This window comes from Comamonas sp. CMM02 (assembly GCF_014851485.1).
Taxonomy (GTDB): Bacteria; Pseudomonadota; Gammaproteobacteria; order Burkholderiales; family Burkholderiaceae_C; genus Comamonas; species Comamonas avium.
Genome location: NZ_JACUZW010000003.1, coordinates 541,380 through 554,364, shown reverse-complemented (window position 1 = coordinate 554,364; position 12,985 = coordinate 541,380). Strand labels below are relative to the sequence as shown.

13 protein-coding genes and 1 pseudogene are annotated in these 12,985 nt (G+C 57.2%); 11 read left to right on the top strand and 3 right to left on the bottom strand.

The window, feature by feature from the left end; all coding sequences use genetic code 11:
• Positions 1–17: 17 nt before the first annotated feature.
• The 7 genes from IB213_RS12075 to IB213_RS12045 all read left to right on the top strand — a co-directional run bounded on the left by IB213_RS12075 (position 18) and on the right by IB213_RS12045 (position 6,065).
• Positions 18–1,226, top strand: coding sequence for an ABC transporter substrate-binding protein (locus IB213_RS12075; protein WP_192406756.1), 1,209 nt, complete (start codon positions 18–20; stop codon positions 1,224–1,226).
• A 10-nt stretch (positions 1,227–1,236) separates the two neighbouring features.
• Positions 1,237–1,575, top strand: coding sequence for a tRNA-binding protein (locus tag IB213_RS12070; RefSeq protein ID WP_192406755.1), 339 nt, complete (start codon positions 1,237–1,239; stop codon positions 1,573–1,575).
• 12 nt (positions 1,576–1,587) lie between these two features.
• Positions 1,588–2,508, top strand: a complete 921-nt coding sequence (locus IB213_RS12065) for a branched-chain amino acid ABC transporter permease (protein WP_192406753.1) — start codon at positions 1,588–1,590, stop codon at positions 2,506–2,508.
• Positions 2,509–2,678: 170 nt separating this feature from the next.
• The gene (locus IB213_RS12060; RefSeq protein ID WP_318244899.1) at positions 2,679–3,689 is read left to right on the top strand and encodes a branched-chain amino acid ABC transporter permease; all 1,011 of its coding nucleotides are present in this window, start codon (positions 2,679–2,681) and stop codon (positions 3,687–3,689) included.
• Positions 3,689–4,486, top strand: coding sequence for an ABC transporter ATP-binding protein (locus tag IB213_RS12055; protein ID WP_192406751.1), 798 nt, complete (start codon positions 3,689–3,691; stop codon positions 4,484–4,486). Before IB213_RS12060 ends, IB213_RS12055 begins: the two co-directional genes overlap by 1 nt.
• A gap of 26 nt (positions 4,487–4,512) precedes the next feature.
• Complete coding sequence (locus IB213_RS12050) at positions 4,513–5,244, top strand: ABC transporter ATP-binding protein (RefSeq protein WP_225561120.1); 732 nt, start codon at positions 4,513–4,515, stop codon at positions 5,242–5,244.
• Between the two features lie 116 nt (positions 5,245–5,360).
• Entirely contained in the window at positions 5,361–6,065 is a 705-nt protein-coding gene (locus tag IB213_RS12045) for an SDR family oxidoreductase (RefSeq protein WP_192406747.1), read from the top strand.
• Between the two features lie 477 nt (positions 6,066–6,542).
• On the opposite strand, the gene IB213_RS12040 is transcribed toward IB213_RS12045, so the two are convergent.
• Both IB213_RS12040 and IB213_RS12035 read right to left on the bottom strand, forming a co-directional pair.
• Positions 6,543–7,112 (bottom strand): DUF1003 domain-containing protein, encoded by a 570-nt coding sequence (locus IB213_RS12040; RefSeq protein ID WP_191721715.1) that lies wholly within the window; start codon positions 7,110–7,112, stop codon positions 6,543–6,545.
• Positions 7,113–7,212: 100 nt separating this feature from the next.
• Positions 7,213–8,286 carry a site-specific integrase gene (locus tag IB213_RS12035; protein WP_192406745.1) on the bottom strand — a complete coding sequence of 358 codons (1,074 nt, stop codon included), beginning with the start codon at positions 8,284–8,286 and terminating at the stop codon, positions 7,213–7,215.
• A 113-nt stretch (positions 8,287–8,399) separates the two neighbouring features.
• Between IB213_RS12035 and IB213_RS12030 the strand changes: the two genes are divergently transcribed.
• Positions 8,400–9,392: a DNA-binding protein gene (locus tag IB213_RS12030; RefSeq protein WP_192406743.1), complete on the top strand. Its 993-nt coding sequence runs from the start codon at positions 8,400–8,402 to the stop codon at positions 9,390–9,392.
• A 135-nt stretch (positions 9,393–9,527) separates the two neighbouring features.
• Here IB213_RS12030 and IB213_RS12025 read toward each other — a convergent pair whose 3' ends face one another.
• A complete protein-coding gene (locus IB213_RS12025; protein ID WP_192406741.1) occupies positions 9,528–10,589 on the bottom strand; it encodes a DUF2325 domain-containing protein in 1,062 nt (353 codons plus the stop codon).
• A 383-nt stretch (positions 10,590–10,972) separates the two neighbouring features.
• On the opposite strand from IB213_RS12025, the gene IB213_RS12020 reads away from it, so the two are divergent.
• From IB213_RS12020 to IB213_RS18425, 3 genes and pseudogenes are all read left to right on the top strand, one after another.
• Positions 10,973–11,401 (top strand): winged helix-turn-helix domain-containing protein, encoded by a 429-nt coding sequence (locus IB213_RS12020; RefSeq protein ID WP_192406739.1) that lies wholly within the window; start codon positions 10,973–10,975, stop codon positions 11,399–11,401.
• Positions 11,402–11,624: 223 nt separating this feature from the next.
• On the top strand, positions 11,625–12,053 hold the full coding sequence (locus tag IB213_RS12015) for a hypothetical protein (RefSeq protein WP_192406737.1): 429 nt from the start codon (positions 11,625–11,627) through the stop codon (positions 12,051–12,053).
• A 629-nt stretch (positions 12,054–12,682) separates the two neighbouring features.
• Positions 12,683–12,805 (top strand): annotated as a pseudogene (locus IB213_RS18425) (ESPR-type extended signal peptide-containing protein); the annotation flags it as partial.
• Between the last annotated feature and the right edge of the window lie 180 nt (positions 12,806–12,985).

The window sequence follows — 12,985 nt, the reverse complement described above, 5'->3', positions numbered from 1 at the left end:
CAACTATTCGTTCAGACATGACCACCTTTGCCGCCTTGCGCCCCCATTCAAGCATTTGTGCTCTCCGTGCCATCGCTGTTGCAGCAAGCTGTGTGGCGGCCCCCTGGGCCCTGGCCGCAGAACCGATCAAAGTGGGTGTGGCACTGGATATTTCAGGCCCCTTTGCAGGCCCCGGTGCAGAAATTCGAGATGGCTTGAATCTGGCTGCCAAGCAACTGGGCAACAAATTGGGGGGCGTGCCGGCTCAATTCATTCAGGCCGACACCGCTGGCAACCCCGAAACCGCACGCCAAGTGGCCGACCGCTTTATCAAGCGTGACAAGGTCGATTTTTTCACCGGCCCCGTAGGCTCCAATGTGGTCTTGGCCGTGGGCCCCGGCTTGTTTGCGGCCAAAGTGCCATTTCTTTCTGCCAACCCCGGCCCCAGTCAGCTGGCTGGCGCGCAGTGCAACCCGTACTTTTTTGGCACCAGCTACCAAAACGATGCCATGCACGAGGCCGCTGGCCAGCACGCAGCCAGCAAGGGCTACAAAAAAGTGGTGGTACTGGCCCCCAATTACCCGGCAGGCAAAGATGCAGTCAATGGCTTTAAGCGCGCCTACAAGCAGCCTGTGGCTGATGAAATCTACACCCGTGTTGGCCAGCTGGACTTTGCCGCAGAGCTGGCCCAGCTGCGCGCAGCCAAGCCCGATGCCGTCTACATCTTTCAGCCAGGCGGCATGGGCATCAACTTCATCAAGCAGTTCATGGGTGCGGGCCTGAACAAAGACATCGTCTTGATCTCTTCGCCCTTTACTGCCGACCAGGACATCATCGCCGCGGTGGGCGAGCCGATGGTGGGCATCTACAACGCCTCGTCGTATGCGCACGATCTGGACAACGCTGCCAACAAAAAGTTTGTGGCCGAGTTTCAAAAATCCTACAACCGCCTGCCCACGCTGTACGCGGCCTTTGCCTATGACGTGGTGATGAACCTGGATGCTGCCGTGAAAGCCGTGGGTGGCAATCTGCAAGACAAGGCTGCCGTGGCCAAGGCCATCAAGACTGCCAAGTTCGACTCGGTGCGCGGCAACGTCAGCTACGGCAACAACCAGTTTCTGGTGCAAGACTATTACCTGCGTCAGGTCGTAAAAACCAAGGACGGCCAGATCACCAACGCCTTGCAGCCCGGCAAACTGTTCACTGCCCACCAAGACAGCTACGCCGCCCAGTGCGCCATGAAGTAAAGAGCACTCCATGCAGCAGATTGAATGGAATGACTTCACCCGCGTAGAACTGCGTGTGGGACGCATTGTGGCGGCCGAAGTTTTTGCCCAGGCGCGCAAGCCGGCGTATGTGCTGCAGGTGGACTTTGGCCCTGCGCTGGGCATCAAAAAGTCCAGCGCGCAAATCACCCACCACTACAGCCCTGAAAGCCTGATTGGCAAACAGGTCGTGGCGGTGGTGAATTTTCCTAAAAAGCAGATTGGCCCGGTCATGTCGGAATGTCTGGTCACCGGCTTTCACGACGAAAACGGTGGTGTGGTCCTGTGCGTGCCAGACCAGACGGTGCCGCTGGGCACCAAGCTGCTGTAAAGACCCTCGTTCATGGATGCAGTTTTTCTTTTCGAACAGGCCCTGAACGGTCTGGGCTACGGCTTGATGCTGTTTTTGCTGGCCGCCGGGCTGACGCTGGTGTTCGGCATCATGGACACGCTCAATCTGGCCCACGGCTCAATGTTCATGGCCGGGGGGTACATCTCGGCCTCGGTGCATACGCAAACGGGCTCATTCACGCTGGCGGTTGCTGTGGGCATTGTGGTCACGGTTGCTTTGGCTGCGGTGCTAGAGGCAGTGCTGGTGCGCAAGCTCTATGTGCGTGACCACCTCTCGCAGGTGCTGGCCACCTTTGGCGTGGTCTTGGTAGCCGACGATGTGGCCAAGTACCTCTGGGGGCCATCGCCCATCATGGCACCCACGCCGTCGGCACTGTCGGGGGCGGTGCAGCTGTTCGGATTTTTGCCATACCCCTCGTACCGGCTGCTGATACTGGCTGCAGGTCTGGGTGCTGCGCTGGCGCTTTATGCACTGGTCAACCACACGCGCCTGGGCATGTGGGTACGCGCCGGGGCATCTAACCGCGCCATGGCCCAGTGGATGGGTATTCGTGTCAACCGCGTATTTGCCGTGGTGTTTGCGGTGGGTGCGGCCCTGGCAGCGCTGGCTGGCGCGCTCTTGGCGCCCATTAGCGCGGTACAGGTGGGCATGGGCGAGAGCATTTTGATTCCCGCGCTGGTGGTCATTGTGATTGGCGGCATTGGCTCTATCCGTGGTGCCCTGGTGGCCAGTTTGCTGGTGGGTCTGGTCGACACCGCTGGCCGCTCCTTGCTGCCACCGTTGCTGCGCGAGGTGCTCAGCCCATCTTTGGCCGCTGACATTGGCCCCGCCGTGGCCAGCATCTCCATGTATGTGCTGATGGCTGGTGTGCTGGTGTTCAAACCCTCTGGCCTGTTCCCCGCCCGTGCTTAATACCGCCCCAAACAAGCCAAACCCAGCTGCCGCCGCTGTGTGCAGCCTGCTGCGTTGCACCGCAAAGCCATTGCGCATGTGTGGTGGGTGCAGCAGTTTTCGCCGTCTTGGTCACCGTATGAATCACTGTATGGATTGCCGTTTTTTCTCCCGTGCCTGCCGTGTCTGCCGTGTCTGATTCTTCCCCATCCATTTCTTCTGCACCGCCGCCACTGGCCGCCGCTGCCGTTTCGAGTCGCACCAGCTACGCGGTGCTGGCTGTTGTTGTGCTGGCACTGGCAGCCTTTCCGTGGCTGGCCCCCATGCTGGATCTGGATTACTACGTGGACTTTGTGCGCCGCATCCTCATTGTCAGCATGGCTGCGCTCAGCCTTAACTTCTTGATTGGGCGTGCCGGGCTGGTGGCCCTGGGCCATGCAGGCTTTGTGGGGGTTGGGGCCTACGCCGTGGTTGCCATGGTGGAGGGCGGCTTTCACAACGCCTGGCTCATCTGGCTGGTGGCCGCCGTGGCGGGCACTGCGGTGTCTGCACTCATGGGCCTGATTGCACTGCGCACACGGGGCGTTTACTTCCTGATGATTACGCTGGCCTTTGCCCAGATGCTGTATTACCTGGCCGTTTCGCTGCGCGCCTTTGGGGGTGACGATGGCTACAACCTCTACAGCCCGCTGCTTTTGTTCAAAGCCGAAGAGGGCGATGTGATTGCACAGGGCAACTGGCTGTTTTACCTTGTGCTGCTGGCAGTCACCGCAGTGTTTTTGCTGTTTTCGCGCATAGAGCGTTCGTACTTTGGCCGTGCGCTGCAAGGCATTCGTGACAATGAAACACGCATGCAGGCCATGGGCTACCCCACCTTTCGCCTCAAGTTGCTGGCCTTTGCGCTGGCAGGTGGCGTTGCCAGTCTGGCCGGTGCGCTGCTGGCTACGCAAAACGGGTTTGTCAGCCCTTCACTCATGCACTGGACGCAGTCTGCACTGCTGATCGTGATGGTGGTGGTTGGCGGCATTGGCCTGAAATGGGGCGCACCGCTGGGTGTGGTGGTGTGGGGCACGCTGGAAGAAGTACTCAAGCAAAGCACCGACTACTGGCACGCCCCCATGGGGTTGCTGCTGATTGCCGTGGTTTTTCTGGCCCCGCGTGGCCTGTCTGCCTTGCTGGCACCCAAGAAGGCGGGGCACTGATGCTGCGCATACAAGGTCTGCTCAAACGCTTTGGCGCACTGACCGCCACCGACCATGTCGATCTGGACGTGCGCCCCGGAGAAATTCACGCCCTCATTGGCCCCAATGGCGCTGGCAAATCCACGCTGGTGCATCTGATCTCGGGCCTGCTGCCCGCAGACGGCGGCTCAATCGAGCTCGATGGGCAAGAGTTGATCCACCAGCCCCCGCACCAGCGTGTGGCCGCAGGCCTGTCGCGCTGCTTTCAGATAACCAGCATCTTTGCGCAGCTGACCGTGGCAGAAAACCTGCTGCTGGCCGTGCAAGCGCACCACAGCAACAGCTTTCGCTGGTTCAAGCAACGAGACAAAGATGCCCAGCTCAAAGCACTGGCCTGGGATTTGGCCCAGCGCGTGCAACTGCAAGAGCGCTGGAACACGGTGGCAGGCACCTTGCCCCACGGCGCGCAGCGCAAGCTGGATGTAGCCCTGGCCATTGCCGCCAGCCCCAAACTCTTGCTGCTGGACGAACCCATGGCCGGCATGGGCCCCGCAGAATCGGCTGAAATGCTTGAACTTATTGAGCAATTGCGCCGCAGCGATGCCGGGCGCATGGCCATCTTGCTCATAGAGCACGATATGGACGCCGTGTTCCAGCTGGCAGACCGCATCACCGTGCTGGTCTACGGCAAAGTGCTTGCCCAGGGCAGCGCGGCAGAGATTCAGGCCGACCCCCGTGTGCAGGCCGTGTACCTGGGGCAAGAAGAAGATGCACACCACCCAGAACCAGCAGCACAACAAGCAAAGGGCACGGTATGAGCAGCCACAGCGAAACCGGCACACCTTTGCTGGAAGTGCGCGGCATTGAGGCGGGCTACGGCGCCAGTCAGGTGCTGTTTGGTGTGAGCCTGACTATCGAGCCGCACCAGGTCGTCAGCCTGATGGGGCGCAACGGCATGGGCAAATCCACCACCATCAAATGCATCACCGGTGCGCTGCCCGTGCGCAAAGGGCAGGTCTTGTTTGAGGGGCGCGATATCACCAATCTGCCCGCCGACGCCATTGCGCGGCTGGGCATTGCCATCGTCCCCGAAGGGCGGCAGTGCTTTCCCAACCTCACGGTGCGTGAGCATCTGGTGGCCTTTGCTCGCCATCCATCACGTCCACCGGCCAAGCCAGCAGCAGCAGCGCTGCCTGCACCGGCTGCACAGTCTGCACCTTGGGATTTGGCCAGAATTTATGAGCTGTTCCCCCGTCTCAAAGAGCGCGAGCACCATATGGGCAATCAGTTGTCTGGTGGCGAGCAGCAAATGCTGGCGATTGGGCGGGCCTTATCGACGAATCCCAAGCTGTTGATTTTGGATGAGGCAACCGAAGGGCTGGCTCCGGTGATTCGGGAAGAGATCTGGAAGTGTTTGCAACAGTTGAAGGCTGAGGGCCAGACGGTTCTGGTTGTAGACAAGTATTTATTTCAAATATCAAAAATAGCTGAAAAACACGCTATTTTTGAAAAAGGAAAAATCATCTGGAATGGGTGTTCAATTCAATTGGAAGACAATTTATGGCATCTCCAATAGAGCAGAAATCACATCCCATTTATCTTGATTAAGGCATTGATGCCTGTCTTGCACATCAGCAAAACTATCGTCAGCGATGATTCCTATTCTGTTGGATACAGCTCATAGCAAAAAAGATGAAAACAATTAAAACCGCCATCATCATCGCCGGTGGCTCCGGCATGGGCGCAGCCGCTGCCCGCAAACTTGCTGCTGACGGTTACCACGTCGGCATTCTTTCCTCGTCTGGCAAAGGCGAAGCGCTGGCCCTGGAGCTGGGTGGCGTGGGCGTTACCGGCAGCAACCAGAATCAGGCAGATATTCAAAAGCTGGCCGATCTGGTAATGCAGCGCTGGGGCCGGGTGGATGTGCTGGTGAACTCAGCTGGCAAAGGGCCGCGAGCGCCCATTCTGGAATTGACCGATGCCGACTGGCATGCAGGACTGGATGCTTACCTGCTCAACATCGTGCGCGCAGCGCGGGTGGTAACGCCCATCATGGTCAAGCAGGGTGGCGGGGCGATTGTCAATATCTCAACCGCATGGGCGTTTGAGCCGGCGGATTTGTTCCCCACCTCTGCCGTGTCGCGCGCGGGGCTGGCCAGCTTTACCAAACTGTTTGTGGATGAGTACGGCCGCCACAACGTGCGCATGAACAATGTGCTGCCGGGCTGGATCAACAGCCTGCCCGAAAAAGAAGAGCGCCGCGCCGCCGTGCCCATGCAGCGTTACGGCACGGTGCAAGAAATTGCCGCAACCATTGCCTTTTTGGCCAGTGAAGGCGGCGCATATATCAACGGCCAGAACATTCGGGTGGATGGCGGCTTGATGCGCTCGGTTTAAGCGCTGCAGATTGCTTGGTTCGCCGCAGCCAGAGCGAGGCTGCGGTGCTTGCAGTGGCAACTACAACGGCAGCGGCAAGCATTGCTCGTTGGTTGTTGGTCGTTGCCAGGACTGATTAATTAATGAGCACTTAGCGCTTGCCCCTGCTTGTTTTCAGCATGTTTTATATCTAAGAACAAGCACTGGTAAGCGTTAATAGCTCACTTTATAAGAAGTCTGCATTTTTAATGCACCAAAGCCTTGGTGCAGGTTATGTGTTTGCAAAAGTGCATGAGTGCATGAATGCATGAATGCATGAATGCGTGCGTAACTGTGCAGCCGTAAAAAAGCGCGGTAGTGCAACCGCGCTGCGCAGCCGCCAGCTTCTCGCAACCTATGTGTTCTGCACGCCGGGCCGATCACAGGCTCTAGAAACAAGAAGATGGCTGGTGCTCGGCAAACCAGCAATGTGTGCGCAGTGGCTGGCGTTGCTGGCGCTTAACTGGGCTGCTGCGGGCTGTTGCGCTGGTCCACGATGCTGGTGAGCAGGTGCAACTGTTCGCGCTGCAGTGCAATCAGCTCGTTCCACTGGTTGTTTTGCAGCTGGTCGATTTTGTCGTGCAGCATCATGATTTCAAGCTCTGCTTTGAGGTTGACTTCGTAGTCATGTGCACTGTGTGCGCGGTCTTTGTCGGCCTGGCGGTTTTGCGCCATCAAGATGACGGGGGCCTGTATGGCGGCCAGCATGGACAGCACCAGATTGAGCAAAATAAAGGGGTAGGGGTCAAAAGTGTGACCCTGCCACGCCAGTAGCAGCACGTTGGCGCTGACCCAGAGCAGCATGGTGACGACAAACAGGATCACAAACTTCCACGAGCCGCCAAATCCCGCAACGGCATCAGCGGCGCGCTCGCCAAAGGTGCTTTGCGCGCGGTCCAGATCCTGGATGATGTTGCGCGAAATATGGCGGCGGTGGGTGATGTGCTCTACCACCTTGCGGGCGCGGACATCAAGTTGATTCAGTGAATCGGTAGGCTGGGCAGAAGGCGCAGTGTCTTTGCTGTGCATGGAGATTCGTCCTAGGTGCGCGGTGGCTGAAAAGGTGCCCGGCTTGTACGTGCAGCGCGGGCGGGCACAGCGCACATGCTAGAGCGGGGCTGTTGATAGATCAATCGTCATCCATCAAATGGGCGGCCTGGTTGTGAATGACAGATTCCGCCCGAAAGTAGCCCAGCACCGTGGCCACGCTCTGGTGGCCAGTGAGTGCCATGGTTTCAGCCAGCGGCACATTGCGTTTGCCCGCTTCGGTCACAAAACCAGAGCGCAGCGAGTGCGCAGAAAAATCACCTTCTACCCCGGCCAGCGCGCAGCGCTCTTTGACGATGGTGCGCACAGCAGGCGCTTGCAGCGGCTCTCCCAGATGGCCACCCTTGCGAATGCGCCTGAAGATGGCACCTTCAGTAATACCGCTGGCAGCCAGCCATGCACTCAAAGCCTTGCCCGCTGCGCCCAGCACGGGTTTGGTGTTTTCAGGTAAATCTGCGCCAGTCTGGTTGGTTTTGGAGACTGACAGCTCGTACAGAAACTGCTCGGGGCCAATGCGCCGGAGAAACTGCATGTCGGCGTTGCTCACTTCTGAGCGGCGGCGGCCACCGCTGCTCCATGCAAACAAGAGCAATGCGCGGTCGCGCTGACCGCGCAGGCTGTCGTCACAGGTGGCCAGCAGTTGCTGCAGTACATCTTTGGTAATGGCCGCTTTCTTTTGCGTGCGCTCGCCACGCTTGGCGTAGGCCTTGCGCGTGCGCGAGAGCAGCTCGCGCACTTTTGCATCGTGGCAGGGGTTGGGCAAACCACGGTTTTGGTGTGCTTTGCTCATTACCGCAATGCGGTGCACCAGCGTGTTGTGGCTGGGAGCGCCCAGCCTGGCTTTGCAGCCAGATTGCACCAGCGCAGCATCAATCGACGGTGGCAACTCGCAGCGCAGCCCATACGGCGTGCTGCGCTGGGCGTGGTCGGCAATGAAGAGCAGCACGGTATCTACCTGCAAGGGCAGGGCAATGGCTTTTGCCATGCGGAACTGGTGCCAGCCAGCCCAGTAGCGCATGGCACTTTGGTAGCTGCGCACCGTGTTTTCGGCTTCACCTTCTCTGAGCAGCTCACGCAGGGCATTGAGCGTGCTGTGGCTCAGCTGCGTGAGTGTTTTTTCAGCAGATTGCGTAGCCAGTGCATATTCATCCTGCATATGTTGTATTTTTTCTATGTTACGTATTAAACACTACGTGCTATGTATGTTGTTATATAATAATATTTAACAACTCGCGATAACAATCTCTTATCGATGGTAATCTAATTCCTATGCAATCCATAGCAACCAAAACGCCGCGTGGCATTCAAGAAGCCGATGTCTGGGCCGCCGCAGACGCGCTGCTGGCCGAAGGGCAGAAACCCACCATCGAAAAAGTGCGCATGCACATGGGCAGAGGCTCGCCCAACACCGTGGCTCCCATGCTGGACGCCTGGTTCAGCACTTTGGGCTCGCGCCTGGGCCTGAATCAGCAAACGCAGACACTGCGCAATTCCGTGCCCGATGAGGTGCTGGAGGCTGCGCAGTCTTTATGGGGCAGCGCGCTGCAGCATGCGCAAGAAGCGGCAGAGCAATCGCTTCAAGAGCGCGAGCAGGCGGCTGCCGCTGCGCAAGCCAGACTGGAGTTGCTGCAGGCCAAACTGCAGCAAAGAGAAGAGGGCTTGCTGCAGCAAAAAAGTGCGATGGATGCCGCGCTGGCGCTGGCGCACGCGCAGCGAGAAGATTTATCGCGCCGCCTCGATGAGATGCAGCAGCAACTGACTGAGCGCGACCAAGGGCTGGAGAAACTGCGCCAGGAGAGCCAGGAGCAGCGCAAAGCCCAGGAAGCTTTGCGCGATCAGCACTCCCGCGAGCTGGATGCCGCCATGCAGGAGCGCCAGCGTCTGGCAGAACAATTTGCAGGCAATGAACGCCGCATGCTGGCCGACCTGGACCGCAGCCGCCAAGAAACGGAAAAGGCCAAAAAGCTGCAAATTGATGCAGAACGCAGTGCCGCAGCCCGCTACGAAGACCTGCACGCACGTTATCTGCACAGCGAAGAAGAACTGCTGGGCGCTCGCGCAGGCCAGCTGAATCTGCAGCAAGCGCTGGATGTGGCCAACGAGCGTGTGGCCGAGATGAAGAAGTTGCTGGAGCTGAAGACGCAAGCTGCAAGCGGGCAGGCGGTCACCGTTCAGGAGCTGCCTGCAGACAAGCTGCGCACCAGCCGTTCATTGCAGCGCCGTGCTTTGTCTCAGCGCTCCCTGCGCATGCCCCGGAAATAAAACGCCCCATCAATGCCTTGACTGGTGGGTGTTGCCAGAGCATTACGGCCAGCACAGCTGGGCTTGCCTGTTTAAATAAAGTAGGCAAACCTGCTGCAGGACACTTTGCGTTGCCGTGCAGTGACAACTTCAAGCCTAGCCATGGCGCAAACAGAAGTGCGAAGGGCGGGGCACCACCCGTGTATCGGCTTCGCGCTGCAGTGATCTTGCAAAACTGGCCAGACTGGCAGTGCGCAGGGGCATGAAGGGAACCATGTGTCGTTCACACAAACGCTTGAGATTGGTGACGGAGTCATGGTCCACACAATCGACCGGAAAAACCACCAGGTGCGCACGCGGCAGCAGTGCGGTCAAAAGAGCTTTGCGCGTTTCTAAGCCTCCGTCATGGTGAAGAAACTCACCGCCACGCTGCTGCACAAAGTCTCGAATTGAAGGCGTAGAGCTTGGTCGTCCTCCCACGTAAAGAATGGTGCGGTCCTGTAGTGTCTTTTGCTGCGACCTGAGAGCTCCATCTTGTGCGGCATTGGCGCTTAAGCGTTGCAGCTCGTGTTCTGCGGCATGCAGCTCTTCGGCCAGATCGTTCATGTGCAGCTCAACCTTTGCGGCATGCTCTTGCAGTCGCTGCACCTCTTGCCAGGCTTTTTCAGCAGACCGTTCAGCTTTTTCCCGGCGGGTGGTATGCAAGGCAACCAGCTCGGAGGCAGAAGCTTCAGATCCACGGCTTGCTGTAGTTTCTTGCATCTGGCTCACACGCGCCTCCAGATGAAGGATACGCGCTTGCTCCTGTGTGAGCACCTGGTCTCTTTCGCGCAGCACTTCTTCATGCCTGGCCTGCCTGCGCTCAAGGCGCTCGCGCAGCGAGGAGTTTTCTTTCTCCAAGGCCACAAAGCGCTTGAGATCATCTCTATTGGCTGATGCCATCAGGTGAGAGAGCATATGTACCTCACCATACGCCAGTTGCAGCAGCGTTGAGGTCACCGCTTTGTGCGTCAGAAGCGCCCAATAGCCCCCAGCGATGTCGCCATGACTCCACGCTGCACGCCAGGCTGTTTCAAGTGCGCGCTCATCTTTCGCGGCCGAGAACTGCTTGAGTGCACCGGCGTGTTTTTGATCCAGCGCTTTTTGAATGGCTTTGCTTGCATCTCCACGCTCCATGGCCATATGGACTGCCAGATGGTGAACATCAAGATCGCTCATCTGCTCGGTTGCACCGTGGCGAAGCATTAATTTACGCAGATCGTTGGGGTGCAGGCACGTTCCAATCACAGAGCAATGCAAGTGCGGATCTAGCTGATGCAGCTTGGTGCGCGTCTGAGGCGTGTGCTCCGTCAGAGTATGGCCGCTGCTGTCACAGCAAAGTTCCAAGTCAAAGCCCAGCGCTCCTGCAGATGTCGCAGCTTGCAGCGTTGCCAAACCACTTGCATTAAGTCTGAAAGGAGGGGCGGACATGTAGATCCTTGCACTGATAAATGGACAAGCGAAATATACACAGGAATATAACGAAAGTCACCGCGCAATCTGAAATGCACCAAAGAACGCTTAAAGTGAAGCTTTGAACGCATCCAAATGACACAACAGATATGCCCGAACCCACAGCGGTGAACGCAAGCGCCCCTGCGCAAAGCTCCCCTACAGATGCCTTACCGGACAGCCACGACAGTGCACCGGTAAAGCTGCGTTTCAGAACGCGCGTACTCAAGGGTGATTCCATCCCCGTGGGCCCGGGGAAAATCGCACTGCTGCTGGCAGTGGACGAATGCCGCTCAATCAGCGCAGCAGCCAAGTTGCAGGGAATGTCTTACCGCCGGGCATGGCTGCTGATTGATGAAATGAACAGAACGCTGAAAGCGCCTGTCATTGCCACGGCCAAGGGCGGTGCCAACGGAGGCGGCTCCATCCTCACAGACTTCGGGCAGGAGCTGGTTGATCTCTATACCAACATCGACAAGCGCGCATATGAAGCATGCAAGACGGATATTCAGCGCCTGCTGTCAATGGTGATGCCGTAAGTCTTTTGCCCCAGCCGACAAGGTTAAGGCGCAAGCTACCATCTTCTGAAAGCAATCGACCCAGCATGCGCTGAAGGTGTGTTGAAGCATGCGTAGACCAAAATAATTTACACGCACGAAAGCTGATTTCAAGTTTGGCGATCGCGGCTCTGTCGCTTTCTTGGCTTGCTCTTTCCTTTGTGGTCTACCTATCATCGCCACATCAAATAAGAGTGGGGGATACATGGCGCGCGATCCAGATCACTGGTTGGAGGATGAGCTTAATCACGGTTTTCAACGTTCACGTGGCCGTCGTCCAAGCGTGTTAACAAGGCTGCTTTGGCGATGCTTTTGGACATTAGCAATGTTTGCTGCCATCTACTTCGCTTATATCGAAATTGGTGAGCAAGCTAAATCGATGTTGCTGAATATGGCTCCTGGTCAAAGCAAGGCTGTGACAAAGCCGATAACTACCAGTGATTTTGATGTTAGACGCCAGTTGGGATTGACCAGTAGTGACTACACAGGGGTGCTTGAGCGGAAAAAAGAGGCTGCTTGGGAGCGTGAATTCAAGCCTTCTGCAGCTTGTAGAAATGACCCCAGTACTATGGATTGTGCCAATGTGTACATCCGCGCACGCCGGGCTTTTGATGCCGGCTACAAAGATGAGTGAACCTCAAAAACCGGACTGTTTGCAGCTCCGGTTGTGCTCTTGTTCAGCTCGGTTTGCAGGCTGTCAGTCTGCTTTTGCATCTGCTGAATCTGCCGTCTGAGCAGCACATCTATCGTGAAATGAATCCGTGCATTGTTCACAGCATGGAAATTTGCGACTGATTACCCCGGCTGCCTGAGTATTCGCAGCAAATCCAACAGGCGTTCGCTCAACAAAAACTCCACCGATTCGCATCCCAAATTAACCAGCGGTTTGCATTCAACCCCCACTACATTTAGTCAGCAGAAACCATAGAACTTATCTAGCAGGTCAAATCTAGGTCATGAGCTGGCTATGAAGAAGCCAGCCGCAACTCTAGTTCTCTTATCGACCCTGCAGTGCAGAGTGGCCAGTGAAAGTTGTTACGCCGTAGTGCAGCAGCTTGGCGTTGATTATTCTATTTTTAATATAAAGCTTATAGCAAAAACCGTATGCGTCATGCGCGATGAGTCTAAAAATACCTAGTTTCAGGGATTGGCAAGTATTGTGCGTGTCGTTAAAGTTTTTGGCTTTCTTGAGGCATTCAACGGTGCGTAAAGCATTCCTTGAATCAAAGCAATAAGACACATAAGCGCTGGGGCAACATTGCGATGAACCATATTTACCAATCTATCTGGAATGCTTCGCTGGGCTGCTGGGTAGCTGCACCCGAAACTGCAAGCGCAGCCGCTGGCAGGGGGCGTAAGCGCCGCGTGCAGGGGGCGCCTGCCAATACGGCTACAGGTTTTGAGGGTGGTGCGGCATGCTGTTCGCGCTGGCAGCCCGCAGCCTTGGTCTTGGCTGTCATGTTGGCATGTGCTGCTGCGCAGGAGGCATCAGCAGGCCCAATTGTTGTGTTGCCTGGCGAGATCGGGAACGTTGTCGTAGTTGAATCCTACGATGGCGGGAATATC

Bases quoted from the DNA above. Each gene is read 5' to 3' on its own strand.
- IB213_RS12075 (WP_192406756.1), top strand. From the start codon at position 18: ATGACCACCTTTGCCGCCTTGCGCCCCCATTCAAGCATTTGTGCTCTC.
- IB213_RS12070 (WP_192406755.1), top strand. From the start codon at position 1,237: ATGCAGCAGATTGAATGGAATGACTTCACCCGCGTAGAACTGCGTGTG.
- IB213_RS12065 (WP_192406753.1), top strand. From the start codon at position 1,588: ATGGATGCAGTTTTTCTTTTCGAACAGGCCCTGAACGGTCTGGGCTAC.
- IB213_RS12055 (WP_192406751.1), top strand. From the start codon at position 3,689: ATGCTGCGCATACAAGGTCTGCTCAAACGCTTTGGCGCACTGACCGCC.
- IB213_RS12045 (WP_192406747.1), top strand. From the start codon at position 5,361: ATGAAAACAATTAAAACCGCCATCATCATCGCCGGTGGCTCCGGCATG.
- IB213_RS12040 (WP_191721715.1), bottom strand. From the start codon at position 7,112: ATGCACAGCAAAGACACTGCGCCTTCTGCCCAGCCTACCGATTCACTG.
- IB213_RS12035 (WP_192406745.1), bottom strand. From the start codon at position 8,286: ATGCAGGATGAATATGCACTGGCTACGCAATCTGCTGAAAAAACACTC.
- IB213_RS12030 (WP_192406743.1), top strand. From the start codon at position 8,400: ATGCAATCCATAGCAACCAAAACGCCGCGTGGCATTCAAGAAGCCGAT.
- IB213_RS12025 (WP_192406741.1), bottom strand. From the start codon at position 10,589: ATGAGCGATCTTGATGTTCACCATCTGGCAGTCCATATGGCCATGGAG.
- IB213_RS12020 (WP_192406739.1), top strand. From the start codon at position 10,973: ATGCCCGAACCCACAGCGGTGAACGCAAGCGCCCCTGCGCAAAGCTCC.
- IB213_RS12015 (WP_192406737.1), top strand. From the start codon at position 11,625: ATGGCGCGCGATCCAGATCACTGGTTGGAGGATGAGCTTAATCACGGT.